Genomic DNA, 24,772 nt, shown 5'->3' on the forward strand with positions numbered 1-24,772 from the left:
CGCTTCCGTCCTGACCCCTAGACTGGCATGCCGTGATGCTCTCGTGATCCATTTCGATAATGTCACCAAGGTCTACGCGAACCAGAACCGGCCCGCCCTCGACCACGTATCCGTTGACGTGGACAAGGGTGAGTTCGTGTTCCTCGTCGGTCCCTCGGGATCAGGCAAGTCCACGTTCTTGCGTCTGGTCCTCAAGGAGGAGCGGCCCAACTCCGGCGCGATCCATGTCGCCGGCAAAGATCTGGCCCGCCTCTCCAACTTCAAGGTGCCGCACCTGCGCCGCCGCATCGGCTGCGTGTTCCAGGACTTCAGGCTGCTCCCGAACAAGAACGTCTACGAAAATGTGGCGTTCGCCCTCGAGGTCATCGGAAAGCCCCGGCGGTTCATCCGCAAGGTGGTGCCCGAGGTCATCGAGCTGGTCGGCCTGGAAGGCAAGGCCCACCGCATGCCCGACGAGCTGTCCGGCGGCGAGCAGCAGCGCGTCGCCATGGCCCGCGCGTTCGTCAACCGGCCCATGATCCTGCTGGCCGACGAGCCCACGGGCAACATCGACCCCGCGACGAGCATCGGCATCATGAAGGTGCTCGACCGCATCAACAGGACGGGCACCACGGTCGTCATGGCCACGCACGACGCGGCCATCGTCGACTCCATGCGTAAGCGCGTGGTGGAGCTGGAGGACGGCAAGATCGTCCGTGACCAGTCGCGTGGCGTTTACGGCCAGGCGTACTGACAGGGAGCTGCAGACAGAACATGCGGGCGAATTTCATCTTCTCCGAGGTCTGGATCGGCCTCCGTCGCAACCTGACCATGACGATCGCGGTGGTCATCACCGTTGCGGTCGGCATGGCGATGCTGGGCGTCGGCTTGATGATCAACGCCCAGGTCGGCATGATGAAGGGCTACTGGGACGACAAGGTCGAGGTCTCGGTCTACCTGTGCAGCAAGGGCACGGCCATGGAGGCCTGCAAGGGTAAGGAGGTCTCCAACGCCCAGAAGGAGGCCCTCAACACCCTGATCAAGAGCACCCCCGGCGTCAAGGAGGTGTTCTACGAGGACCAGTCGACGGCGTACCAGAACTTCCAGAAGATGTACGCCACCACCAACAAGGCCCTCGCGACCGCCACCAAGGTCGAGGACATGCCGCAGTCGTTCCGCATCAAGGTGGCGGACCCGAACAACTACAAGGCCGTCGTACAGGCCATGCAGGGGCAGCCGGGCGTGTCACAGGTCGTGGACCAGGCGCAGTTGGTCGGTCCCTTCTTCGAGATGCTCGACAAGCTCGCGTTCTACGCGCTCGCGGTGGCCATCATCCTGGTGCTGGCGGCGGCGCTCCTGATCGGCAACACGGTACGGCTCTCGGCGTTCAACCGGCGTAGAGAGACGGGCATCATGCGCCTCGTCGGCGCGTCCAACCTCTACATCCAGCTCCCGTTCGTCATGGAAGGCGTCATCGCCGGCCTGATCGGCGGGGTGTTCGCGGCGATCATCCTGATCGTCACGAAGGTCTTCCTCTTCGAGGAGCTGGGGCGCTACCTGGGCGACCAGACCGCGCAGCTCGGGTGGAACGACGTGGCCCAGACCATCACCATCACCATGATCATCGGTGTGGTCATCTGTGTGCTGGCATCGTTCGTGACTCTCCGCCGCTACCTGAGAGTCTGAGGATCGCCGGTAAAGTCGAAGCATGCCACGTGAGACCGGGCGTAAGGTCATCGCCCAGAACAAGCGTGCCAGACACGACTACCTTCTCGAGGACACCTTCGAGGCAGGTCTCGTGCTCCAGGGCACCGAGGTGAAGTCGCTGCGCGAGGGCCGCGCCTCGCTCGTCGACGGCTACGCCAGCGTCGACGACGGCGAAGCGTGGCTGCTCAACGTCCACATCCCCGAATACTCCCAGGGGACGTGGACCAACCACGCCGCCCGCCGCAAGCGCAAGCTGCTGCTGCACCGCAAGGAGATCGACAAGCTCGCCACCAAGACGAAGGAGGGCGGGCTCACGATCGTGCCGCTGACGCTCTACTTCAAGGACGGCAGGGCCAAGGTCGAGATCGCGATCGCCCGGGGCAAGAAAGACTGGGACAAGCGGCAGGCGCTGGCGGAGCAGCAGGCGAAGCGGGAGATGGCCCGGGCCCTGCGGCACCGCAACCGATGAGACGGCGGCACCGCACCCCATGACACGCGCTCGCCGCATCCTCTCCGCGGCCGCCACCCTGGCGGTCGCGAGCACGACCCTGACCGGCTGCTTCGAGGAGCCCTCGCCGCACGACGCGGTGCGGGACTTCCTCGTGGGCTGGCAGTCGGGCGACTACGAGCTCGCCGCCGGCCGCACCGACGGCGATCAGGCCACCGTGCGCAAGGCGCTGTCCGACGCCAAGCTGGAGCTCGACGCGGCCTCCTTCCGCTTCAAGATCAAGAGCCTCAGCATGACGGGCGAAGAGGCGAAGGCCGACTTCGATGCCGAGGTCGACCTGGGGGAGAACAACCCCCTCTGGGAGTACGACGGGCTGCTCCCGCTCCACCTCGTGGACGGCACCTGGAAGGTGCGCTGGTCACCCTCCGTGCTGCATCCGCAGCTCAAGGAGGGGCAGCGGTTCGCCGTCGACACCGACCCCAGGCCGCGCAAGCCGATCGTCGACCGCGCGGGCGAGCCGCTGCAGGGCAACAGCGTGTTCTACAGCGCGGGCGTCTACCCGGCCAAGCTCGGCGACCGGGCGGAAGAGGTCGCCGCCAAGCTGTCCAAGATCACCGACTACGCGCAGGACCGCCTGCTGAGCCGCATCAGGTCCTCGCCGCCCGACAAGTTCGTGCCGCTGGTCACGTTCGGACGCTCGCGCTACCAGGCGATGAAGTCGAAGCTCGACGCCATCGACGGGATCGAGACGGTGCAGCAGGACCAGCCGGTCAACCCCGAGCCGCCGCAGCAGATCGTCGGCAGCGTCAGCGCGCTCACCCCCGAGACCGAGCAGAAGCTCGGCGGGCCCGAGCGGGCCGGTGACTCGGTCGGCAGGAGCGGCCTCCAGCAGGCCTACCAGGACTACCTGACCGGTTCGACGCAGACCAAGGTGATCACGCTCGACCTCAAGACCGGCAAGCAGGTCGCCCTGCTGAAGGAGTGGCGGGGCCGGGAGAACGTCTCGGTGAAGACCACCATCGACCGGTCCGTCCAGGCGGCGGCCGAGCAGGCGCTGGGCGAGACGGAGGCGAGCCTGCTGGTGGCGGTGCAGCGCGACACCGGTCAGATCCTCGCGGTCGGGGCCCAGGGCGAGCTGACCCGGCAGAAGGACCTCAACCAGGAGATGGGCGCGCTGGCCGGCAGGTTCCCCGCAGGCACGGCATTCTCGATCGTGGCCGCGGACGCGCTGCTCAAGCGCGACGTCAGCCCGAAGCTGCGGCTGGCCTGCCCCGACGAGCGCACGGTCGGCGGCGCCAAGTTCGTTCAGGCCGCGGAGTCCACCGGGGTCACGCCCTCGGGCACCTTCCAGGAAAACTTCGCCAAGGGCTGTGTCACCGCGCTGGCCTCGCTGGCGCGCCGCGTCACGGCCGACGACCTGGACAGGAGCGCCAAGGCGTTCGGCGTGGGCCTGCCGTGGCGGCTGCCGCTCAAGTCGTTCAGCGGCGCGCTGCCCCCGCTGACCGGCGACGCCGACAAGGCCAAGGCCATCGCCGGCCAGAACGTCGAGGTCAGCCCGCTCGGCATGGCGCTGGTGGCCGCCGCGGTCGCCTCGGGCACCTGGCACCCACCGGTGCTGGTCACCGACCCCAAGTCGCCCGATCCGGCGGCGGAGGCCGCGCAGACCCCGCAGCCGGCCCCCGTGCCCGTGGACCCCAAGGTCCTCGCGACGCTGAAGCGGATGATGGCGGCCGGCGCGACCGGCACGCCCGCCCAGGCGGGCAAGGGCAGGGTCTACGGCGTGACGGCCACGGCAGGCAGCCAGATGAAGTGGTTCGTGGGCTGGCAGGGGGACGTGGCGGTCGCCGTGCTGGCGCGAAACCACGACGCCGGAGCGGTCGCGGGCAGCTTCTTCTCGGCCCTTCGAAACCCGGCGTGAAATTGTCGTCACGCTGAGCAACCATCCAGGGGTCCGGCTGCGTCTTACTGAGTGACTGGGCCCGCTCGGGGGGTTGCGGACCTAGTCGCCGTGATGAGATCAGGACTTCATCTCGGGGGAAGTCCTGCCGTCCGGACCGGCTCGACCCTGCCGGTCGGCCCCCGGGAGCGCGAGCCGCTGAGCCGTGCTCCCGGGGGTTTCGTCATGGGGAATCAAGTTGGCGTTGGGGGCGTTGTTCCCTGTAGATTCTTGTTGCTCACCTCCTCGGAGGTGTGTTGACAACTGCACAGGGGGTGACTGGCTTCGACTTCGACTTTGCAAGCCAGGTGAAGCGGGCCGAGGACTGCGGACATAACCTCGTTAATCCTGTGACCGCAAACAACAAGTGCCAATTCCAAGCGCACTGTGGCTGCCCAGGATTCCCTGGGCCTCGCTGCCTAAGTAGCGAAACCACTGTCAGCCCGGGAGTGCCTTCGGCCCGGTGTCTGGCATCGTTAGAAGGCTCAACCGCTCGACCCGGCCACGGGGGAGAGCGGGAAACCAAACAGTGGCTGGGCCCGTCGGCGACTCGCCTGCGTGATCGCCGGGGCCGAGAAAAGCACAGCAGGCTGCGCCCGGAGAAGCCCTGACTTGGGGTTGAAGGACGCGGGTTCGATTCCCGCCACCTCCACTGGAAGGCCCGTGTGGTCGGAAGTTTCGCTTCCTCCCGCGGGCCTTTGTGCTGTCCAGGGGCTACCCCCTGGCACCCGTGCGTCAGACCGCCTCTGTCCCACCGCGAGTGGGGCAGGGGCGGTTTTGCGTTTGTGGTCGTGAGAAGGGCGGCAAGGGCCCCAAGGCCCAAAGGCCGCTGAGGGCCCTGAGGACGCTGAGCGCGCTGAGCGTGCGCTGAGGGTTTTGAGGGCGCTGAGGGCCCGGGGGTCTTGAGGGCCCGGGGGTCCCCAAGCGCCCGTACGGACGATGCGGCCCCGGCCTGACCACACGGCCGGGGCTTTCCATGTGACCCGCTTGATGCCGCTTGGAGGGGCGGCATCGCGGGCCGATACAGCCGCTACAAGTGGCCCCAGGCCAATCCCAAGGTGCGAGCGCCAAGCTCTTGCGCCGGGCCGTAGATCGCGGCCCCTGGTAACCAGATGGGATGTGTCATGAGCAACCTCCTCAAGATCGAGGATCTGCCTGCTGGGGTCTCCGAGCTCGTCGGTGAGGAGCTCGAGGTCGTCGCGGGCATGCCCATGGCGGACATGAAGCCGGGCTCCGGCTACTTCTGCAGCTCCACGTGGGGCAACCCGAGCGCCGACTGCGTGAATCGCTGATCCTGCGGCGGGGAGCCGGCATCCGCTGGATGCCGGCTCCCCGCCCTGTAACGGCTGAAGGAGCATCCGACCGTGTTATTGATCATCAGCAGCCCGCGCGACGACTCGGTGCACACCGTGCGGCCGAAGCTGGAGGAGCGCGGTGTGCCGCTGCTGTGGTGGGACGAGGCCGAGTACCCCGGCTCCTCCACCCTCACCACCGCCTTTCTCGACGGCCAGTGGCGGCAGACCCTGACGTTTCAGGGTGAGACGTACGACTTGTCGAAGGTCACCGCGGTCTGGGACCGCCGCCCCGGCAAAGTGTCCGCCCCCGAGGTGCGGGAGCCGTCGCAGCGGGCGTTCGCCGAGCACGTGGCCAAGATCGCGCTCGCGGGCGCGTACGACCTGATGGCGGGAGCCCGGTGGATGCCGGCGCCGCCGCAGCACGTCACAGCGGTGGACAACAAGCTCCTGCACCTGTACCGGGCCACCGAGCTGGGGTTCACCGTGGCCGACACCGTCGTGACGAACGACCCTGCGGCGCTGGTGCCGCTGTGGAACCGGACCGGCGGCCAGGTCATCACCAAGACGCTCGACTACCGGCCGTTCTTCGTGGACCGCGAGGATCGTCACCTGTTCACGGCGGTGGTGCCGAGGCGGCGGCTCGCCGGCCGGCACCGGCTGCGGTACGGGCCCGCGATGCTGCAGCCCAACGTGCCCAAGGCCTATGAGCTGCGGGTGACGGTCGTCGGCGAGCGGGTGTTCACCGCGAGCATCGACTCGCAGGCGTCACGGATGACCGCCGTCGACTGGCGGCACCTGGAGGATCCCAAGACCCGCTATTCCGCCTACGACCTGCCACGGGAGGTCGCCGACCGCTGTGTACGCCTGGTCGCGGGGCTCGGCCTGAGCTTCGCCGCCCTGGACTTCATCGTCACCCCGGACGGCCGGTACGTCTTCCTGGAGCTCAACGTCAACGGCCAATGGGCCTTCGTCGAGATGCTCACCGGCCTGCCCATCAGCGACGCCATCGCCGACTGGCTCGCCGACGCCACCGCCCGTCCCCGCCCCGACAAGGCCACCGCCCGTCCCCGCCCCGAGGAACCCGCCGATGTCCGCTGATTCGTTCGCCATGGACCTCTTCGACGCGGTCGCGTTGCTGCGCGACCTCCCGACCGCCCGGGAGGAGGTCGGCGACGCCCAGCGGCGCGTCGGGGACTGGGGCGCGAAGCGGCCGCACCTGCGCGTCCAGCTCGCGGTCGACGAGCCGCCGGGCACCGCCAAGGCGGGCTACGACCTGCTCCTGGAGCACCCCGAGGGAGGCGCCGTCGCGCTGTCGGCCGAGGTGGACGACGGCATCCCCTGGCTGGTGGACCACTCCACCCATTGGGCGGCGTCGTGCGTCCTCAGCGTCGACGGCAAGGGGTTGCCGGTCGCGGCCGCGCTGTCCACGATCCGCGCGCTCGGCGTCCGGGACCGGCAGCTGCACGAGCGGCTGGTGGACCATCGCATCCTGCTCAGCGAGCTGGAGAACGAGCTGCGGCCCGTGACCCCCGAGGAGACGCGACGGGCCGCCGACGAGTTCCGGCGGCGGCGCGGGCTCACCGGTCGTACGCGGACTCTGCGGTGGCTGGCCGAGGCGGGCATGTCGGAGGACGCCTTCTGGAGCCACGTCAGGACGCAGGCCCTCATCGCCCGCATCCGCGAGCGCTTCGCCGGCGAGCCGGCCCGTCGCCGTCTGGCCGAGCACCCGGAGGAGTTCACGGTGCGGCATGCGGTGTGGGTGGTCGGGCCGCGGGCTGACGAGCTGGGCGTCCTGCTGGACGGGCCGGTGCCGGATTTCCACGCGCGAGCGATGGCCGCGCTCGCCGGGCGGCGCAGCATGCGGTTGCAGGCCGCGACCGCGCTCACCCCGGAGCTGCCCGAGCCCCTGCGGACGCTGCCCGGACAGGCCTCGGCCGGGCCCGTCCCGTACGACGGCGGCTATCTGACGGGGGTCGTCCACGAGGTCGTCCCGCCCGATCCCGAGGCTCCCGAGGTGCTGGAGGCGGCGCGGGACGCGGCGTTCCAGGCGTGGCTGGACGAGCGGCGGCGCGCATCGGAGATCAGGTGGTTCTGGTTGTGAGAAGGCGCGTGCCGCTGCGGATGCAGCTCACCCGCAGCGACTGCGGCGCCGCCTGCCTGGCGATGGTGCTCGGCGCGCTGGGCCGCCGGACCGGCCTCGCGGAGGTACGCGAGCATCTCGCCGAGGGCGTCGACGGGGTGAGCCTGCGCGAGATGATCCAGGCGGGTGCACGGTTCGGGTTGCGGCTGCGGGCATGCCGCGCCCCGGTGGAGAGCGTCGGCGGGCTGCCCGTGCCGTTCGTCGCCGTGTGGGAGAACAGCCACTTCGTGGTGGTCGAGCAGGTCACCCCGCGCGGCGTCACCGTGCTCGACCCGGGGCTGGGACGGCGCCGGCTGTCGCAGCGGCAGTTCAGGGCGGGCTACTCCGGCAAAGTGCTGCTGGCCGACGCCCCCGCGGGGCTCGTCCCCGCCTCCAGGAACCGGCCGTGGCGGGTGCTGCGCCCGCTGCTCACGCCCGCGCTCGCCAACCGGATGCTGCTCGTCGCCGTGCTGCTGGCCTCGCTCGGGACGCAGCTGCTCGGGCTGGCCGTACCGCTGCTCACCAAACTGGTGGTGGACCGGCCGGTGGCGACGGACGTGACGACGCTGGCGGCGGCCGCGTCCGGCGTGGTCGTGGTGAGCGCGCTGCTGTCGTGGGCCCGTGCCCGCGTGCTGATCAGGCTGCAGACCTCGGTGGCGGCCGAGGTGATGCGCAAGCTCGTCGGCCACACGCTGGCCCTGCCGTACCGCTTCTTCCAGCGCCGTTCCAGCGGTGACCTGCTCAGCCGGCTCGGTGGCGTGTCCATGCTGCGCGACCTGCTCACCGAACAGTCGCTGACCTTCCTGTTCGACCTGTTCACCGCCGTGACGTACCTGACCCTGCTCGTCATCGCCTCGCCCGGGCTCGCGCTGCTGACGCTCGCGGCCGCCGGCGCACAGGCGGTCGTGGTGCTGGTCACGGCGCGCCGTGGCATGCATCTGGCCCTGGCCGCGCTGCACACCAACGCGATCACCCAGTCCGCCCTGGTCGACAGCCTCGCCGGGATCGAGGCGATCAAGGCGTCCGGCGGCGAGGCGGCCGCCGAGACGCGCTGGCGCACGCATCACGAGGAGGAACTCGCCACGGGGGCGGCGCGGGATCGGCACGTGGCCGGGGTGCAGGCGGCGACGAACTGCCTGCAGACCGCGCTCCACCTGGGGCTGCTCGTCGCCGTGTTCGGCTCCACCGCCGGGACGCTGGGCGACCAGCTCGCCCTGGTGTCCCTCGCCGTCGCCGCGACCACGCCGCTCGCCTCGCTGTTCGGCATCGTCTATCAGCTGCAGCTCGCCGCCGCGCACATCGGGCGGATCGCCGACCTGATGGGCACGCAGCCGGAGCGGCCGGGCGGGATCAGGGTGTACGGCGGGCTGCGGGGCGCCATCACCGTCCTCGGCCTCGGCACCGGCTACGACGCCCGCACGCCGGTCCTGCACGACGTCTCCCTCCGCATCCCCTCCGGCGCCCGGGTCGCGATCGTCGGCGCCTCGGGATCCGGCAAGAGCACGCTCGGCCGCACCCTCATCGGCCTCGTCGAGCCGACCGCCGGGCAGGTCCGCTTCGACGGCATCCCGCTGGAGGAGCTCGACCGGCAGTGGCTGCGCGGGCAGGTGGGGGTCGTCACCCAGCAGCCGCACCTGTTCGCCGGCACGATCATGGCCAACATCGCCGGCTTCTCCGGGGCGAGCAGGCAGGCGGTCGAGCACGCCGCCCGCCTGGCCGAGATCCACGACGAGATCGTCCGGCTGCCCCAGGGGTACGACACCGACGTCGGCGAGGGCGGCGCACGCCTGTCCGGCGGGCAGCGCCAGCGGATCGCCCTGGCTCGCGCGCTCACCCGCCGCCCCCGGATCCTGCTGCTGGACGAGCCGACGGCCGCCCTGGACGCGGTCACCGAGGAGCGCATCCGCCGCAATCTGCTCAAGCTGGGGCAGACGCAGCTCATCATCGCCCACCGGCTGTCGACCGTCTACGACGCCGACCTGATCGTCGTGCTCCACCGTGGCCGGGTGGTCGAGAGCGGCACGCACCAGCAGCTGATGGCTCGTGGCGGCCACTACGCCGGCCTGGTGCGATACCAGCAGCAGACCGCCGCGGCGCCGGTGCCCGGCTTCCGCTGACGCCACCGATCCAGCACATTTGGTACCGCTGGCACCGCAGACCGTAACCAACGCGTGTTTTACATGTGCTTAGGTAGGTCTCTGACATTTTGCGTGCCGGAGTGAGGGTAAAGGGTGTCAAGGTACGGCTGGCGTCACTCGGTGTTCGCGCCTGTGGTGGGTCTGGTGTTCTCCGCGCTGCTGATGGCGGCCGGACTGGTGGAGGCGCTGCTGGTGTCCGTGGGCGCGACCACGGCCCCCGTGGCAGCGGAGCTTGTGGTCACGCTGATCATCGCGGTGTTCCTGACCGCGGTGCTCAGGATCGTCAGGGCCGTGCCGGACATCCGGCGGGAGAACGCCGCGACGGCTCAGGCTGTGACGAACGTCCAGGCGGTGAAGCCGACCGACGACACGCTGGTGGCGCGGCGGCTCAAGCTGTTCAGGGAGGCGGCCGAGGCGGGGAACGACTGCGAGGCGGTGCTGAGCGCCCGGTCCGCGCTGGACGAGAGCGAGATGGCCAACAAGCACCACCTCGACCACGCGCTCATCTGGGCGCTGCCGGTGTTCGGGTTCATCGGCACCGCGCTGACGATGGGCGCGATGGTCAACTCGTTCTCGAACGCCCTGGACCGCGAGGGCGACCCCGGGGTGCTGATCGCCGCGCTCAAGCAGCACGTGCTGCCCGAGCTGGCCTCCGCGTTCGGCGTCACGCTGATCGCGCTGTTCCTGAGCGTGCTGGCGTTCGGCGCGATGGCCCTGGTCGAGCGGGGCGAGCGGGCCGGCGTGGTGGCCGCCGACGAGGTGTTCCTGATCTACATCGCGCGGCTGCCCGCCAAGCAGGCGGCCCCCGCCATGCACGGGCTCACCCAGGAGCTGGCCCAGTCCAGGGGCCGGACCGAGGAACTCGTCAAGGGCCTGGACGCGCTGCGTACCGCGGTGGAGCGGCTGAGCGCGGCCGAGAGCCGCCCGCAGAAGTACACGCTGGTGAGGGAGCCGTGAGGAGGCGGCCCGCCCGATCGTTCGCCCCACCGCTCGATCTGCGCTTCATCGACCTGTTCATGGCCATCGTCCTGGCGCTGTCGTTCGTGGCGATCATGCTGACCGTCGTGGCGCGGATGCTCCCGACGGACTCCCCCGCGACTCCCCCGCGCCAGGAGAGGAGCGTCGCGCAGCTGAAGAAGCAGCTCGACGCGGCCGTGGAGGCCAAGAGGAAGGCCGAGACGGAGCTGCGTACCACGCAGCAGCAGATCGCCGACCAGACGGCCTTCGCCCTGCCCTGGTGGCTGATCGGGTTCTGCGCCCTGCTCGGCGTGCTCGCCGTCTTCATGGGCTGGCGGATCCGGCTGTGGAACAACGGGAACCTGCCGCGCCTGCGAAGCTGGCTGCTGGTCACCCTGGTGGTGGCCGTGGTCACGGCGGTGCTCAGGTCGCTGAGCGACGGCGACGGCTATCTGCTGCTCGCCGAGATCCCCTGGTGGGCCGCCGACGCGCTCTGCCTCGGGCTGCTGCTGGTCGCGTACGTGCTGATCTCCGTGATCCGGGAGAGCCACGCCACGCTCGGCCAGATCAAGGCCCGCTCGGCACGCACCGAAGCCCGATAAATACCGTCGCATCGGTGCGTAGGGCCCGGTAAGGTCCGGACCAGACTGGCCGCGGGACTCAGGTACGACTTCCGGAACCCGCCTCTACAGCGATGCTTCGCAGCTCGTGCCCCCATTCCCCGGCCAGTCCGCCGACCCCCGGGGGGAGCCCATGGAGACCTACGCCGACCTGATCGAGTGCGAAGACGTCCTGATCTTCGCGAACGCGGCCATCACCTCCACCGGGCAGCGCGAGTTCCACGGCACGGCCGGCGAGCAGCGGCTCTCCCTCGACTTTCTGCACCGCTACGTCCAGGGCAACTATCCCGACCTGTACGCCGCCACGCTGGCGCTCGACATCAACGACCACAACGCCGCCCTGATCATCGCCAACCTGCTGAGCGGGCGTGCGGGCGACGGCCGGCTGATCGCCTGGCGGCTGGAGCGGATGAGCCCGCCCAGGGTCTACCGGCTCTTCGGGCGCCTGCGCCGCGACGGCGTCAACAACCGGCGCACCAGGGCCGTCATCCGCGACTGGCTCACCGGCCGCCCCGACCTGGCCTTCGACGCGGTCAAGTATCGGGCGCAGGTGAAGTCGGCCGTGCGCCACGCCCACCTGCGGTTGCCGGGCGAGCTGGGCGACTTCCTGTTCGCGCCGTTCAGCCGGGCCCGCTACGAGACGCCCGTCCTGGAGGCGTGGCGCCGCGCGCACTTCGACAAGGGCGCCCTGTACGACCTGCCGTACACCGTCGCCGAGGGGTTCGCCGCCCGCCACGGCATCGGCAGGGAGATCTTCATGGAGCGCATCGCGCCGCGGCTGACCAGGCTGGAGCGGCTGCGGCTGACGGAGTCGGCGGGCCGGGGCGGGATGGACACCGAGGCGGATCTGGCCGCGATGCCGCTGGTCAGGCTGGCGTCGTACATCCTCTCGCTCCGCGCCGACGCGCGCACGAGCCGTCGCGCCGAGCTGGTGGGCGCGCTGCGGGCGGCGGCGGCCCGCGTGGCCGGGGCGCGGGCGGGCACGTGGGGGAGCGTCGCGGCGGTGCTGGACGACAGCTTCTCCTCGTTCGGCTCGCCGGTGAAGCGACGCCGGCCGCTGGCGGCCGCGCTGGCCTGCCACTACCTGCTGGAGGCGCTGGCCGGCGACTACCGCGGCCTGTGGCTGTCGCGCAGGACCGACCCGCTCCAGGTGCGCCCGTACGGGCCCACGCCGCTGGGACAGCGGATCCTCGACGCGCTCGAACACCGTCCCGGCCTGCTCGTCATCGTCTCCGACGGCTGGGACAACGCGCCGCCGGGGCTGGCGGGCGAGGTGCTGCGCGTCTGGCGGCGCAAGCTCGATCCGGGAGGCGAGGTGGGCATCGTGCACGCGAACCCGGTCTACGACGCCGGCCAGTTCGACGTGCGGCGGCTGTCGCCCATGGTGCCGACGGCCGGCATCCGCGACGCCGAGGACCTGCCCGCCCTGGTGGAGCTGGCCCGGTTCGCGGAGGGGCGCACGGGGCTCGGGGAGCTGAGGACGTACCTGGAGGATCGGGCGGCACGGCGATGATGGATCTCACCGGGCTGGACACGCGGCCCGCGCAGACCTGGGGAGGGCTGCGGCTGGTGCCGCTCGTGCGCCGCGAGCCCATCGAGGACCTGCGGCTGCACGCCAAGGTGTACGGCGACGAGCTGTCCATGGTCCACCTGCCGGACAAGACCCTCTACACGGCCTACATCCCGCACGCCTTCGTCGCGTCGTGGACCGGCGACGGGACCCCGGCGGCGGCCTACGGCACGCAGCTCGGGCAGCCGCTGAGCCACATGTGCATCAGGACCAGGCGAAGGATGGCCCGGCGGGTGGACAAGGGCCGGCTCCGGTTCCTGCCGCTGCACCTGGCCCTGGAGGGCTACCTCGCGCTGCACTTCGGCGGCCCCGTCGTCGCGTGGGAGGAGTGGTCGCGGCAGGCGCTCGTCCACGGGCTGTCGCCCCGCTCCGAGGAGGTCTACGCCGGGGCGGAGCTGCGCGGGCTGGAGGACGCGCTCAGGATCTTCGAGATCTACCCGGGGCAGTGCGGCCTGCTGCTGTACGCCGGTGACACGCTGGCCAGCGCTTTCGTGGTGCCGCACCCGGAGGACTACCGGGCGCTGCACCCGACGCTGGTCCGCGACATGTACGGCGAGCTGATCTACGACTATGCCCTGTTCTACCCCGCCAGGGACTTCCCCGCGGTGATCGACGAGAGCGCGGTCGCCTCGCTGTCCGACCTGCGGGCCGAGGCCGTACGCGCCGAGCGGGACTGGGCCGGCTTCCACGACTCGGTGATGGCCGCGGGCCTCCTCCGCGCCCCCGCGCGGGTGGAGGAGGTCTACCGGATGGGCAGGTTCACGCTGAGCCGGTTCCTGCCCGCGTTCGAGCGGAAGAGCGAGAACCACATCGGCGAGACGATCACCGACGCGGACGGGCGGCCGGCCTACCTGAAGACGTTCCGGCTGTCGGAGGCGCAGGTCAGGCGCGGTCACCTGCTGAGCACGCTGGCCGAGCACGGCTGGAGCCTGCCCGCCGCCGCGCAGGGCCTGCGGGTGAGCGCCGCCGAGCTGGGGCTGCGGCTGGAGCGGGCCGGGTTCGGGCACCTGCTGCGGCAGGACGTCCTGGACGGCTTCCGGAAGGCGCTCAGTGAGCGCAGCCGGCGTACTCGTCGAGGCGGCGCAGCATCGCCGCCAGCATGAGCGGGAGCATCGCCACGTGCGCCGCCGTCATCATTGTCCCGGCGTCGACGGCGCCCAGCCAGAGCAGGGGGAACAGCGGCACCACCGGAACGAACATCGCGGCGCACATCTCCAGCGTCGAGGCCCACCCGTGCCCGCGGATCCGCATCCACGCGGCCATGCCGATCGACATGTCGACCGCCATGACCAGGTAGGCGAGCTCGGGCTGCTGCTCGTGGGACAGGCTGAGCCCGAGGGCGGACTGCAGCATCCCGAGCGCGAACATCCCGGCGAACATGGCGACGATCATCTCCACGTAGTGGCGGGCGAACCTGCCCCAGCGGCGGCCGGCGCCGGTGTTGGTCGTTGTCATGCCACGACTGTCCCGGCAGGGCCGCCGCGTGCCAAGGGAAGTGCGCCCAGGAGGTCCGGAAACTTGGGCTCTCTGTCCTTCGGCCCTACAGTCATGCCCATGGAGGTACGACGGGTCGTCGTCGTGGCGTACGAGGCGGTGGGGTTGCTCGACGTCGCCTGCGTCACCTCGACGCTGGAGGAGGCCAACTGGCACGGCGCGGCGCCCTGCTACGAGGTGCGCGTGGCCACGCCGGGCGGGCACCCCGTCACCTGCGGCACCGGGCTGACCGTCCAGGCCCAGCTGGCGCTGGAGCGGATCAACGGGCCGCTCGACACGCTGGTGGTGTCCGGCGGGGTGGGCCACGACGACGCCGCGGCCAGCCCGCTGATCGTCGGCCACGTCCGCAGGCTGGCCCACGAGAGCCGCCGCGTCGCCTCCGTCTGCACCGGCGCGTACGTGCTGGCCGCCGCCGGGCTGCTCGACGGGCGGCGCGCCACCACGCACTGGCAGCTGGCGCACGAGCTCGCGGCCCGGCATCCCGCGGTGGCCGTGGACGCCGACCCGATCTTCATCCGCGACGGCAACGTCGCCACCTCCGCCGGCGTCACCGCCGCCCTCGACCTCACGCTCGCCTTCGTCGAGGAGGACAACGGCCCCGAGCTGGCCCGCACGGTGGCCCGCAACCTGGTCACCTACCTGCAGCGGCCCGGCGACCAGGCGCAGATGAGCATGTTCGTCAGTGCTCCCGCCCCCGCGAACAACCTGGTCAGGCGGACCATCGAGTACATCGGCGCGCACCTGCGCGACGACCTCACCACGCCCGCGCTGGCGGCCGAGGCGGGGGTGAGCGAGCGGCACCTCACCCGGCTCTTCCTCCAGCACCTGCAGCTGACGCCCGGGCGATATGTCCGGCAGGCCCGCACGGAGGCCGCCGCGCACCTGCTGGCGTCCACGTCGCTGCCGATGGCGTCCGTGGCCGTGCGGTGCGGGTTCGGGACGGCGGAGACCCTGCGGCAGGCGTTCGTCGACCGGTACGGGATCCCGCCGTCGCGCTACCGGCTGACCCAGGCGGCCGGGTGACCCGATCCAGGGAAATACCGGGATCTGGCTAGTCTGTCTGCGATGAACGAGGTCATTGGCGGGTACACGCTGCGGCGCCTGCTCGGGCGTGGCGGCATGGGCGAGGTGCATCTCGCCTCGACACCCACCGGCGGCCTGGCGGCGGTCAAGGTCATCCATCCGGCGCTGGCCCGCGATCCGGCGTTCAGGCGGCGCTTCGACCGGGAGGTCGCGGCGGCCCGCCGGGTGGCCAGGTTCTGCACCGCGCCCGTGCTGGACGCGGGGATCGACGGCGACGTCGCCTACCTCGTCACCGAATACGTCAAGGGGCCCGACCTGGCGCAGGCCGTGAACGAGCAGGGGCCGCTGTCGGGCGGGAACCTGGAGGCGCTCGCGGTGGGCATCGCCACCGCGCTGAGCGCCATCCACGGGGCCGGGGTGATCCACCGCGATCTCAAGCCGTCCAACGTGCTCCTCTCGCCGCTCGGCCCCCGGGTGATCGACTTCGGCATCGCCCAGCTCGTGGAGCACGACAGCCTGGCCAGCCAGGCGATACTCGGGACGCCCGCGTTCATGGCGCCCGAGCAGGTGCGCGGGGAGCCGCTGACGCCCGCGGCCGACGTGTTCGCGTGGGGCGGGGTGATCGCGTTCGCGGGGACGGGGCGGCTGCCGTTCGGGGGCGGGGCGCCCGCGGAGGTGCTGTACCGGATCACGCAGGAGGGGCCCAGGCTGGACGGGCTCGACGAGGGGATCAGGCAGGTCGTGGAGCGGGCGCTGGCCAAGGATCCCCGCCTGCGGCCGACGGCCCAGCGGCTGCTGGCGGACCTGGTCGGCGGCACCCGCCTGGCCACCGCCACCGAGGTGGTGGAGCGCACCTGGACGGGCACCACCACGGCCGACGTGCGCCCCGCACCCGATCTGCGGCCCGCGCCCGATCTGCGGCCTGCGCCCGAGATGCCGCCCGCCCCGCCCGCCGCACAGGCGCCGGTGCCGAAGGCGAAGCGGAGGCGGTGGCCGTGGGTCGCGGGGGCCGCCGGGCTCGTGCTCGCGGTCGCCGCCGCCGTGACCGTCCCCGCGCTGTCGCAGGAGAGCTGGCCGTACGAGGCCGATTTCGGCGACTCCTGGGAGATCGGCTCGTCAGAGGGCGGGAGCGCGCGGCCGGCGGGCTCCGGCTACGAGCTGACCGTCAAGCCGGGCTGGCGGCTGTGGAAGTCGGCCCCCCGGCGGGAGCCGGACGGCGGCGTGGTCGTCAGCGCGAAGGCCACCCTTGAGGAGGGAGCCGGGGAGTACGGTGTGTGGTGCCACGGCTCGGCGCGCTCCGGAGATCGTTACGAGTTCGGGGTGAGCGGCTCGGGCAAGGTCACGATCGTCAAGCGCCGCACGGGCACCCGGGGCACGACCCTGTACGGCCCGGCGGACGCGCAGGGCGCGGCCGTCAACCGCGTCGTTGCGGAGTGCGGCGAGAGCGGGGGCAAGGTGACGCTACGCATGTGGCTGAACGAACGCCTGGTCGCGGAGGCGTCCGACTCCGACGCGCCCTACGGCCCCGGCGAGTCAGGCGTCCACGCCGCCTCCGGCGCCACCGGGTCCGTGCGCGTCCGCTTCGACTCCTTCGCGCTCAGGCCGGCGGGCACGTGATGCCGAGAGGTGCGTGAGCGTGCGCTTCGGCGTGCTCGGGCCGCTGCGGATCGAGGCCGGTCAGGCGCCGGGACCGGCCAAGCACCGCACGTTGCTGGCCGCGCTGCTGCTGTCGGCCCGGGAGACGGTGCCGGTCGAGCGGCTGATGTCCGTGGTGTGGGACGACCGGCCGCCGGCCTCGGCGGGGTCGGTGCTCAGGGTGTACGTCAGCGCGCTGCGCAAGCTCGTGGACGGCATCCACACGGTGCCGGGCGGTTACCTGATCGACGTCGAGCGGGACGACGTCGACTGCCACCGGTTCGAGCGGCTGGTCGGCGGGGCTCGGCAGGCTCGGGCGGCGGGCCGGGTGGCGGAGGCGGCCGACGGGTTCAGGGCGGCCCTGGCGCTGTGGCGGGGGCAGGCGCTGGCCGACGTCGAGTCGTCCGTGTTGCGCCGGACGCACGCCGTACCGCTGGAGGAGCTGCGCCTGACCGCGCTGGAGGAGCGGGTGGAGCTGGACCTGCGGCTGGGCCGGGGCGCGGAGGTGATCGGGGAGCTGCGGGCGCTGGTCGGCGCGCATCCGCTGCGCGAACGCGCGTGGGTGCGCCTCATCGAAGCCCTCCACCAGGCGGGACGCCGGTCGGAGGCGCTCGGGGCCTACCAGGACGCGCGCCGGACGCTGGTGGACGAGCTGGGCCTGGAGCCGGGCGCCGAGCTGGCCGACGCCCACCGGCGGGTCCTGGCCGGCGAGGACCGCCCCGGCGCACCTGCCGGTGGCGGCCGTGGCCCGGTCGACGAGCTCCCACCCGACATTTCCGATTTTGTCGGCCGATCGCACGTATTCGACTGGATCGTCCGGGCGGCCCGCGAGCACGCGTCCGCACCCGTGCACCTCGTCCTGCACGGCCCGCCCGGCTGCGGCAAGTCGGCCGTCGCGGTGCACGCCGCCACCGGGCTCGAACACCCCGACGGCCGGCTCTACGCCTCGCTCGGCGCCCGCTCGCCCGGTGCCGTGCTGGAGGACCTGCTGCGCTCGCTGGGCTGCCCGGACGGCGCGGTCCCGCCGGCGCTGGACGAGCGGGTGCGGCTCTACCGGAGCATGACGGCCCGCAGGCGGCTGCTCGTCGTGCTGGACGACGCCGCCGACGAGGCCCAGGTGCGCCCGTTGCTGCCGACCGGTCCCGGCAGCCTCACCCTGGTGACGAGCCGGTCGCCGCTGGCCGGGCTGGAGGCGGCGCGGGCGTACGAGATGGGGGTGCTCGACGGGGACGAGGCGGTGGCGATGCTCGGCGAGGTGGCCGGGCACGAGCGGGTGCGGGCCGAGCCCGAGGCGGCCCTGCGCATCGTTCGGCTCTGCGGCCGGCTGCCCCTGGCCCTGCGCATCGCCGGCTCCCGGCTGGCCAGGAAACCGGGCTGGACGCTGGACCACCTGGCGGGTCGTCTGGGGGACGAGCGGCGCAGGCTCGACGAGCTCAGCGCGGGCGATCTCGCCGTGCGCGGCAGCCTCGCGCTCGGCTACCGGGGCCTGGCCGACCCGGAACGGCGGCTGCTACGCCGGCTCGGCGCGCTCTCGGCGCCCGACTTCGCGTCGTGGGTGTTCGGCACGGACCTGGAGCCGCTGGCGGAGGCCGGGCTGCTGCAGTCGCGCGGCCTGGACGAGGCCGGTCAGGAGCGCTACGGCCGGCACGAGCTGACCAGGCTCTACGCCGCCGAACGCCTCGCCGAGGAGGAAGGCGGCCCGGAGCGCGTGCTGGCGGTCATCGCGGGCGCGATCCTCGAACGGACCCGGCAGGCCAGGGCCTCCCTCCTGCCCGCCGAGCCCGGCACCGGCCGCACCGAGGTCCACCTGCCTGGCACGGGGCGTCCGGAGACCGGGTGGCTGCGGCATGAGGCGCGCTGGCTGAGTGCCGAGCGCCGGTTCCTGGTGGCGACCGTCGGGGACTTCTACCGGGTGGGCCTGCACGAGGCCGCCTGGCGGCTGGCCTTCTACCTCACCCCGCTGTTCGAACTGGGCGCGCACCACGACGACTGGCACGCCACCACGGCGACCGGGCTGGACGCGGCCAGGGCGGCGGGCCACCGGCACGGCGAGGCGCTCCTGCTCCGCGGCCTGGCCGACCTGCATCGAGCCGAGGGGCGCACGGAGTCGGCGGCCGCGGCGCTGCGGGCGGCCCAGCCGCTGGTGGAAGGGCTGGAGCTGGCCAGGATCACCCTGCGGCTCGGGCTGGTGCAGGCCCGCCCGGCGCAGGCCGAGCAGGCGTTCGTACGGGCTCTGCGGGTCTTCGAGGAGGCGGGCGACCGGCGCGGGCGGGCCGACGCCTTACGGGCGCTGGGCGCGTTGCGCCGGGACGAGGGCCGGCTCAGCGAGAGCCTGAGCGCCTACCAGGACCTCGGCGACCCGCGGGGCGAGGCGGAGGCGCTGCTCGACCTGGGCAGGCTGCACCTGGGCGGGGGCAGGCTCGCCGAGGCCCGCGGGTGCGTGGAGCGGCGGCTGCGGATCAACCGCCGCCTGGGCGACCGGCTGCCCGAGGCTGGGGCGCTGCTCGTACTGGCCGAGATCGCCAGGGCGGAAGGCACGCCAGGGGCCGCGGCCGGCTCCGCGAGGGCAGCGCTGGAGACGTTCGTCTCGTACGGGGACCGCCGGGGAGCCGCGCAGGCCCTGATGGCGCTCGCGCGGGCCGCGCTGGACCTCGACGACATCGACGGCGCGGTTGAGGCTCTTACGAGTGCTATGGGAGAGTTTGACCGCCTCAGTGACGAGCAGGGCAGAGCCGAGGCCGACCGGCTCGCGCAGGAGGCCCGTAGACGGCGTGGCCGGCGGATATAGCGGACTATGCGGATCCTGAACGCCGCCTCCCTACGGTGAGGGCCACATCCCCGACAACGAAGGTGATCTCAGAATGCGAAAGACGATCGCGCTGGCTGTCGCGGCCGTCGCGCTGGCCGGTTGCGGTGTGCTCCCGGGGCGGCAGGTCGGCGGCGGCGGCGAGGAGAAGCAGCCCCAGACCGTCGCGGAGACGACCACCGAACCCCCGGCCACCGCCGAAGCGACAGAGGCGCCCCCGCAGGAGACCAGGGCGATCGCCAGCCGCCAGGCCGACGTGTCCGGGGGTGGGCAGCACGGCAAGGCCCGCGTCGACATCCTCGGGCTCAAGCGCCAAGGCAGGACGCTCAGCCTCAACTGGGCGATCACCGCACTCGACGGCAAGGTCAACGTCCACAACGGCCTGGGCACGGGCCCGCTCGACATGACGGTCTCCGCCGTCTCCCTGATCGACCCGGTGAACGCCAAGCGCTACCGCGTGGCCCGCAACGGCACCGGCCAGGACGCGCAGTGCGTCTGCTCCGGCACCCAGGGCCAGTTCCTGGAGAAGGGACAGACGTCCACGTTGTACGCGGTCTTCGCGGCGCCTCCGGCGGACGTCACGAAGATCAACATTGAGATGCCCATGATCGGCGTGCTCACCGATGTTCCGATCTCTTAGCGTCGCACTGGCCCTCGTCCTGTCGCCCACCCCCGCGCCCGGCGCGCCGTCCGACGCCGTGGGCGCGGTGGAGGACCTGGTGCTGCCCGTCGAGGACATCATCGGCGAGGTCGAGTCGCTGGACGGCACCGAGAGCGAGAGCAAGCAGGGGCGCCAGGTGACGGTCTCGCTCACCAGTGACGTGCTGTTCGCGCTGGACAAGTGGCAGCTGACCGCGAAGGCGCGGCAGCGGTTGCAGGGGGTGGCCGCGAAGGTGAAGGCCGACGGGGCCGGCGGGGTGGTCAGGATCGAGGGGCACACGGACGATCAGGGAAGCGACTCGTACAACCTCGCGCTGTCGCGGCGGCGGGCCCAGGCCGTGGAGACGGCCATGCGCGGCCTGCTCACGGGGGCGGGGGTGAGCCTGGAGGCGCAGGGGTACGGCGAGAGCCGGCCGCGGCGGCCCAACGTGGTGGGCGGGAAGCCGGTCGAGAAGAACCGGGCGCAGAACCGGCGGGTCGAGATCGTCTACACCGCCAAGCAGTGACCCCCGCAGCCCCTTCGAGGCGCCGCACTGCGGCAGAGGTCCTTCGGGAGGGGTGGCAGCGCTCGGGCGAGGGTCCTTTGGTCCGCCGTGGCTGAGGGTCCCAGGAAGGACGGGAGCGCTTCCCCCAGGCGGGGTCCTTGGGACGCCGGTGGGGCGCATGGGGTGCCGTATGCGGGGTGTCAGTCGGTGCGGAGCTGGCCCAGGGTGACGGTGACCGTGGTCGTGGTGCCGTCGGAGCGTTGGACGCCGACCTTGGCCCGGTCGCCGGGCCTGAGGGTGGCGATGGCCTCCCCGAGGGACGCCATCGTCGGCGTGTTCCTGCCGTTGATCGAGACCACCACGTCACCGGCCTTGATCCCCGCCTTCTCCGCCCCGCTGCCCGGCTCGACCCGGATGACGCCCACCCCGATCGGCTGCCCTTCCGTGCTGATCACCGTGCTGCCCTGGATGCCGAGCGCGGCCCGGTGACTGTTGGTGACCTTGCCGTACTTGACGATCTGGGTGGCGATGTCCCTGGCGGTGTTGCTCGGGATCGCGAACCCGATGCCCGGTGCGGCGCCGCCGCCCAGTTCGGGGTCGGTGGCCGCGAGCGTGGGGATGCCGATCACGTTGCCCGACAGGTCCACGAGCGCTCCGCCGCTGTTGCCCGGGTTGATGGCGGCCGAGGTCTGGATGGCGCCGGCGATCGTGGCCCCGGGGGAGCCCGCCTCCTGAGGCTCGGAGACGGTACGGCCGAGAGCCGAGACGATCCCGTTCGTCACGCTGCCCGACAGGCCCAGCGGGTTGCCCATGGCGAGCACGATCTGACCGACCCGCAGCTTGGACGAGTCCCCGAACCGCGCGGGCCGCAGCCCCTTCGGATCGTCCACCTTGATGACCGCGAGGTCCCCCGCGTTGAAGGACCTGACCAGCCTGGCCGAGCGCGCGGGGCCGCCGGTGGCGATCGTGACCTCCATCTTCGTGGCCTGGCCGACGACGTGAGCGTTGGTGACGATGTGGCCGGCGGTGTCGAGCACGATGCCGGACCCGAGCCCGACCTTGGTGGTGATCTGGACGATCGACGGCAGGACGTTCGCGATGACGTCCTCGTACGCCGACTCCAGCGAGTGCAGCGACAACGGCGAGGGGGAGGCCGACGGCGAGCCGTGCGGCGTCGCGGCCGACGGTGTGGCGCTGGAGGTGGTGGGAGGAGCGCAGCCCGCGAGCAGCAGCACGAAAGCAGTGGCCAGTCCCGCGACGATCCCCCTCATGGCAGGACTCTTCCCAGCTCAGCCCGAAAGATACGCCTCTCGCACGTTGCGCCTGCTCAGCTTGCCGGTCGGCGTTCGCGGCAGCGACTCCCGGTACTCGATCACCCGGGGATGCTTGAGCCTGGCCAGCCGGGGCGCGCAGTGTCGCAGCAGCTCCGCCGTGAGCTCGTCCCCGGCCACCGCACCGGCCGCCGGCTGCACGAGCGCCACCACCTTGTGCCCCCACTCGGGATCCGGTACGCCGATCACGGCCACGTCCGCCACGGCGGGGTGTTCGAGCAGCGCCGCCTCGATCTCGGCCGGGTAGATGTTGACCCCGCCGGAGATGATCAGGTCGGTCCGCCGGTCCAGCAGGAACAGGTAACCGTCGTCGTCGAGGTAGCCGATGTCCCCGGGCGTGTACGCCTGGCCGCGCATCGCCGCCGCCGTCTTGTCCGGATCGCGGTGATACTCGAACCGGTTGATCCCGCCGATGTAGACCAGCCCCGGTGAGCCCGGCCCCACCTCCTGGCCGTCCTCCCCGACGATCGTGAACGACATCCCGTCCAGCGCCCTGCCGACCGTGCCCGGCCTGGCCAGCCACTCCTGCGAGGACACCATGGTCGCCACGGCCGCCTCGGTGGACCCGTAGTACTCCCACAGCACGGGTCCGAGCCAGTCGATCATCGCCTGCTTGGTGGCCGGCGGGCACGGGGCCGCCCCGTGGTAGAGGTGGGTGAGGGACGACAGGTCGTACGACTCCCGATCCGGCACCCCCAGCAGCCGGTGGAACATCGTGGGCACCATGAACGCGTTCGTCACCCGGTGCCGCTCGATCAGCCGCAGCGCCTCGACGGCCTCGAACCGCTCCGGCGCCACGATCGCGTGCCCGAACTGCAGCGCCATCATGGCCTGCCCGTACGGCGCCGAATGGTAGAGCTGCGAGCACACGAGGTGCACCCCGCCGAAGGGCAGCCCGAAGTGGCGCCAGCTCTTGCGCACGAGGATCGGGTACAGCTCCTCCGGCGTCAGGTCCAGCAGCCTCCGACGTACCCCTTTCGGCCGTCCCGTCGTCCCGGAGGTGTAGAGCATCATGGACCCGGCCCGCCGGTGTGGCGGCGCGGTGGCGGGCTGCCCGTCGGCGAGCTCGGCGACCGTGCGGGCGTCCGGCGAGATCACCACCCCGGCCCCGCAGTCGGCCACGATGTAGTCGATCTCCTCGGCGGTGAAATGCCAGTTGACGGGCACGAGGTAGGCGCCGCTCTGGTACGTCGCGAGCATCATGGTGAGGGCGTCGAGCCCGTTCTTCAGCACGGTGACGACACGGTCGCCGGGGGCGACCCCGCGTGCCGTCAGCCCGTTGGAGACCTGGTTCACCCGGGCGAGAAGTTCACCGTAAGTGGCGCCGGTGTCACCCAGGAGCGCGGGACGTTCAGGGTCATGGGCTGCGATCTCGTAAAAACCCCTCATGTTCGCAGACCTTACAGAATTACATTCTGCAGGGGTATTGAAGGAATTATCCAGCTCTCTTGTGACGTAACCTCATGGCCATGGCGGACGTCGGCGACAAGAGACCTTCATACGATTCACCCACCACTCCGTTCCGCAAGGTCGTCCTCCCTGCCGAGGAGACGGTCAAGATCCCCCGCCCGCCGGCGGCGGGTCCGTCCGTGCCTCTCAGGCCCCCCGCGGGCAACCCGCCGGGGCGGCAGTCCCCTCCTCAAGGGCCTCCCCAGCAGCCCTCGGTCAATCGAGGCGGTCCCGGCCCGCTCCCGCAGTCCCCGCTCCCGCAGTCCCCGCTCCCGCGGCCTCCGGTGCACCAGAATCCGATGCCCCCGCTCCCGCCCATCCCCGAGCCGCCGAGGCGCGGCATCGGCGACATTCCGATCAAGGCCGTCTATCTCCTGGGTGCGATCCTTGTCACCGTCCTCGCCGTGTTCCTGATCTTCGTGGTCTTCTCCGGCGACGTGCCCGCCAACAAGCAGCCGGCCGAGCAGGTGGCCCCGGTCGTCCCCGTGCCGAGCTCCGGCGCCGCTTCGGCGTCGGCCGTCCCGAGCGCCACCGAGAGCCCGATCGCGCTGCCGCCGGTGCCGAAGAGCAAGGCGTACCCGACCCTGGCGGGCACCGCGTCCGTGGTCACCGGCCTCATCAGCGACAGGACCACCGGGATCACCTACCCCAGGCTGGCCACGCCGTGGAAGGCCAAGTCGTTCCCGCCGTTCTCCATCGCGCAGCGCATCGGCAAGGTGGCCGTCCCGCACACGGTGGTCGCCTCGGCCATGTTCCCGGGTGACTCGCCCACGACGAAGCCCTCCAAGGACGCCGACTACCGCGAGCTGGCCACCCAGGCCGCCCGCTGGTCGCTGCGCACGCAGTACCCCGCGGGCGCCACGCTCGCCTGGACCGCCTCCCAGAAGATCCCGGTCGGCAAGGGCTGGACGCTCGGCTACCAGGTCACCTACACCTTCAACGGCAAGCAGCAGGTCGCCCAGGCCATGGTGACGGTCGTCGAGGTGGGCAAGACCAAGCCCGCGATGCTCCTGGCCTCCATCCCCGAGACGAACAAGAAGCGCTGGGCGGACATCAACACCCTCGTCCAACGGGTTCGACCGCTCTAGGCCAGAAGCATCCTCTAGAATATGGTTCTAGG

The 24,772-nt window shown here is 71.6% G+C and carries 21 protein-coding genes and 1 other RNA gene; 19 read left to right on the top strand and 3 right to left on the bottom strand.

Going from position 1 to position 24,772, the window contains the following annotated elements; genetic code table 11:
* The first annotated feature begins 43 nt into the window (after positions 1–43).
* The 13 genes from ftsE (at position 44) to ACFKCF_RS34030 (ending at position 13,872) form a co-directional block, all read left to right on the top strand.
* A complete protein-coding gene (ftsE, locus tag ACFKCF_RS33970; RefSeq protein WP_020541427.1) occupies positions 44–733 on the top strand; it encodes a cell division ATP-binding protein FtsE in 690 nt (229 codons plus the stop codon).
* Between the two features lie 20 nt (positions 734–753).
* Positions 754–1,665, top strand: coding sequence for a permease-like cell division protein FtsX (ftsX, locus tag ACFKCF_RS33975; RefSeq protein WP_394499372.1), 912 nt, complete (start codon positions 754–756; stop codon positions 1,663–1,665).
* A 22-nt stretch (positions 1,666–1,687) separates the two neighbouring features.
* Positions 1,688–2,155: an SsrA-binding protein SmpB gene (gene smpB / locus ACFKCF_RS33980; protein WP_394499373.1), complete on the top strand. Its 468-nt coding sequence runs from the start codon at positions 1,688–1,690 to the stop codon at positions 2,153–2,155.
* 19 nt (positions 2,156–2,174) lie between these two features.
* On the top strand, positions 2,175–4,052 hold the full coding sequence (locus ACFKCF_RS33985; protein WP_394499374.1) for a penicillin-binding transpeptidase domain-containing protein: 1,878 nt from the start codon (positions 2,175–2,177) through the stop codon (positions 4,050–4,052).
* A 289-nt stretch (positions 4,053–4,341) separates the two neighbouring features.
* Positions 4,342–4,725, top strand: a transfer-messenger RNA (tmRNA) gene (gene ssrA, locus ACFKCF_RS33990).
* Between the two features lie 469 nt (positions 4,726–5,194).
* Positions 5,195–5,362 (top strand): hypothetical protein, encoded by a 168-nt coding sequence (locus ACFKCF_RS33995; RefSeq protein WP_394499375.1) that lies wholly within the window; start codon positions 5,195–5,197, stop codon positions 5,360–5,362.
* A gap of 72 nt (positions 5,363–5,434) precedes the next feature.
* Positions 5,435–6,463 (top strand): MvdC/MvdD family ATP grasp protein, encoded by a 1,029-nt coding sequence (locus ACFKCF_RS34000; protein WP_394499376.1) that lies wholly within the window; start codon positions 5,435–5,437, stop codon positions 6,461–6,463.
* Complete coding sequence (locus ACFKCF_RS34005; protein ID WP_394499377.1) at positions 6,453–7,466, top strand: TIGR04500 family putative peptide maturation system protein; 1,014 nt, start codon at positions 6,453–6,455, stop codon at positions 7,464–7,466. Before ACFKCF_RS34000 ends, ACFKCF_RS34005 begins: the two co-directional genes overlap by 11 nt.
* The gene (locus ACFKCF_RS34010; RefSeq protein ID WP_394499378.1) at positions 7,463–9,601 is read left to right on the top strand and encodes a peptidase domain-containing ABC transporter; all 2,139 of its coding nucleotides are present in this window, start codon (positions 7,463–7,465) and stop codon (positions 9,599–9,601) included. The genes ACFKCF_RS34005 and ACFKCF_RS34010 overlap by 4 nt, the downstream gene beginning before the upstream one ends.
* A gap of 141 nt (positions 9,602–9,742) precedes the next feature.
* A complete protein-coding gene (locus ACFKCF_RS34015; protein ID WP_394499379.1) occupies positions 9,743–10,579 on the top strand; it encodes a hypothetical protein in 837 nt (278 codons plus the stop codon).
* Positions 10,576–11,181 carry a hypothetical protein gene (locus tag ACFKCF_RS34020; protein WP_394499380.1) on the top strand — a complete coding sequence of 202 codons (606 nt, stop codon included), beginning with the start codon at positions 10,576–10,578 and terminating at the stop codon, positions 11,179–11,181. The genes ACFKCF_RS34015 and ACFKCF_RS34020 overlap by 4 nt, the downstream gene beginning before the upstream one ends.
* A 151-nt stretch (positions 11,182–11,332) precedes the next feature.
* Entirely contained in the window at positions 11,333–12,712 is a 1,380-nt protein-coding gene (locus ACFKCF_RS34025; RefSeq protein WP_394499381.1) for a hypothetical protein, read from the top strand.
* Entirely contained in the window at positions 12,709–13,872 is a 1,164-nt protein-coding gene (locus tag ACFKCF_RS34030; RefSeq protein WP_394499382.1) for an ARPP-2 domain-containing protein, read from the top strand. The genes ACFKCF_RS34025 and ACFKCF_RS34030 overlap by 4 nt, the downstream gene beginning before the upstream one ends.
* Here ACFKCF_RS34030 and ACFKCF_RS34035 read toward each other — a convergent pair.
* Positions 13,817–14,224, bottom strand: coding sequence for a hypothetical protein (locus tag ACFKCF_RS34035; RefSeq protein WP_394499383.1), 408 nt, complete (start codon positions 14,222–14,224; stop codon positions 13,817–13,819). The two genes, ACFKCF_RS34030 and ACFKCF_RS34035, sit on opposite strands and share 56 nt — an antisense overlap.
* A gap of 99 nt (positions 14,225–14,323) precedes the next feature.
* Between ACFKCF_RS34035 and ACFKCF_RS34040 the strand changes: the two genes are divergently transcribed.
* The 5 genes from ACFKCF_RS34040 to ACFKCF_RS34060 all read left to right on the top strand — a co-directional run bounded on the left by ACFKCF_RS34040 (position 14,324) and on the right by ACFKCF_RS34060 (position 20,893).
* Positions 14,324–15,286 carry a GlxA family transcriptional regulator gene (locus ACFKCF_RS34040; RefSeq protein ID WP_394499384.1) on the top strand — a complete coding sequence of 321 codons (963 nt, stop codon included), beginning with the start codon at positions 14,324–14,326 and terminating at the stop codon, positions 15,284–15,286.
* Positions 15,287–15,328: 42 nt separating this feature from the next.
* Positions 15,329–16,903 carry a serine/threonine-protein kinase gene (locus tag ACFKCF_RS34045; protein ID WP_394499385.1) on the top strand — a complete coding sequence of 525 codons (1,575 nt, stop codon included), beginning with the start codon at positions 15,329–15,331 and terminating at the stop codon, positions 16,901–16,903.
* Positions 16,904–16,922: 19 nt separating this feature from the next.
* Positions 16,923–19,709, top strand: a complete 2,787-nt coding sequence (locus tag ACFKCF_RS34050) for a BTAD domain-containing putative transcriptional regulator (RefSeq protein WP_394499386.1) — start codon at positions 16,923–16,925, stop codon at positions 19,707–19,709.
* A gap of 73 nt (positions 19,710–19,782) precedes the next feature.
* Complete coding sequence (locus tag ACFKCF_RS34055) at positions 19,783–20,367, top strand: hypothetical protein (RefSeq protein ID WP_394499387.1); 585 nt, start codon at positions 19,783–19,785, stop codon at positions 20,365–20,367.
* Positions 20,351–20,893 (top strand): OmpA family protein, encoded by a 543-nt coding sequence (locus ACFKCF_RS34060; protein WP_394499388.1) that lies wholly within the window; start codon positions 20,351–20,353, stop codon positions 20,891–20,893. Before ACFKCF_RS34055 ends, ACFKCF_RS34060 begins: the two co-directional genes overlap by 17 nt.
* A 179-nt stretch (positions 20,894–21,072) precedes the next feature.
* Here the strand turns inward: ACFKCF_RS34060 and ACFKCF_RS34065 are convergent, their stop codons facing one another.
* Together ACFKCF_RS34065 and ACFKCF_RS34070 are read right to left on the bottom strand one after the other, a co-directional pair.
* Positions 21,073–22,143 (bottom strand): S1C family serine protease, encoded by a 1,071-nt coding sequence (locus tag ACFKCF_RS34065; RefSeq protein ID WP_394499389.1) that lies wholly within the window; start codon positions 22,141–22,143, stop codon positions 21,073–21,075.
* Between the two features lie 18 nt (positions 22,144–22,161).
* Positions 22,162–23,592 carry an AMP-binding protein gene (locus ACFKCF_RS34070; protein ID WP_394499390.1) on the bottom strand — a complete coding sequence of 477 codons (1,431 nt, stop codon included), beginning with the start codon at positions 23,590–23,592 and terminating at the stop codon, positions 22,162–22,164.
* Between the two features lie 359 nt (positions 23,593–23,951).
* Between ACFKCF_RS34070 and ACFKCF_RS34075 the strand changes: the two genes are divergently transcribed.
* Positions 23,952–24,740, top strand: a complete 789-nt coding sequence (locus ACFKCF_RS34075) for a hypothetical protein (protein ID WP_394499391.1) — start codon at positions 23,952–23,954, stop codon at positions 24,738–24,740.
* Positions 24,741–24,772: the final 32 nt, after the last annotated feature.

Origin of the sequence: Nonomuraea sp. JJY05 (genome assembly GCF_043496855.1) — a bacterium.
Classification (GTDB): Bacteria; Actinomycetota; Actinomycetes; order Streptosporangiales; family Streptosporangiaceae; genus Nonomuraea.

Bases quoted from the DNA above. Each gene is read 5' to 3' on its own strand.
- ftsX (WP_394499372.1), top strand. From the start codon at position 754: ATGCGGGCGAATTTCATCTTCTCCGAGGTCTGGATCGGCCTCCGTCGC.
- smpB (WP_394499373.1), top strand. From the start codon at position 1,688: ATGCCACGTGAGACCGGGCGTAAGGTCATCGCCCAGAACAAGCGTGCC.
- ACFKCF_RS33985 (WP_394499374.1), top strand. From the start codon at position 2,175: ATGACACGCGCTCGCCGCATCCTCTCCGCGGCCGCCACCCTGGCGGTC.
- ACFKCF_RS33995 (WP_394499375.1), top strand. From the start codon at position 5,195: ATGAGCAACCTCCTCAAGATCGAGGATCTGCCTGCTGGGGTCTCCGAG.
- ACFKCF_RS34005 (WP_394499377.1), top strand. From the start codon at position 6,453: ATGTCCGCTGATTCGTTCGCCATGGACCTCTTCGACGCGGTCGCGTTG.
- ACFKCF_RS34025 (WP_394499381.1), top strand. From the start codon at position 11,333: ATGGAGACCTACGCCGACCTGATCGAGTGCGAAGACGTCCTGATCTTC.
- ACFKCF_RS34030 (WP_394499382.1), top strand. From the start codon at position 12,709: ATGATGGATCTCACCGGGCTGGACACGCGGCCCGCGCAGACCTGGGGA.
- ACFKCF_RS34035 (WP_394499383.1), bottom strand. From the start codon at position 14,224: ATGACAACGACCAACACCGGCGCCGGCCGCCGCTGGGGCAGGTTCGCC.
- ACFKCF_RS34040 (WP_394499384.1), top strand. From the start codon at position 14,324: ATGGAGGTACGACGGGTCGTCGTCGTGGCGTACGAGGCGGTGGGGTTG.
- ACFKCF_RS34045 (WP_394499385.1), top strand. From the start codon at position 15,329: ATGAACGAGGTCATTGGCGGGTACACGCTGCGGCGCCTGCTCGGGCGT.
- ACFKCF_RS34055 (WP_394499387.1), top strand. From the start codon at position 19,783: ATGCGAAAGACGATCGCGCTGGCTGTCGCGGCCGTCGCGCTGGCCGGT.
- ACFKCF_RS34060 (WP_394499388.1), top strand. From the start codon at position 20,351: ATGTTCCGATCTCTTAGCGTCGCACTGGCCCTCGTCCTGTCGCCCACC.
- ACFKCF_RS34065 (WP_394499389.1), bottom strand. From the start codon at position 22,143: ATGAGGGGGATCGTCGCGGGACTGGCCACTGCTTTCGTGCTGCTGCTC.
- ACFKCF_RS34070 (WP_394499390.1), bottom strand. From the start codon at position 23,592: ATGAGGGGTTTTTACGAGATCGCAGCCCATGACCCTGAACGTCCCGCG.
- ACFKCF_RS34075 (WP_394499391.1), top strand. From the start codon at position 23,952: ATGCCCCCGCTCCCGCCCATCCCCGAGCCGCCGAGGCGCGGCATCGGC.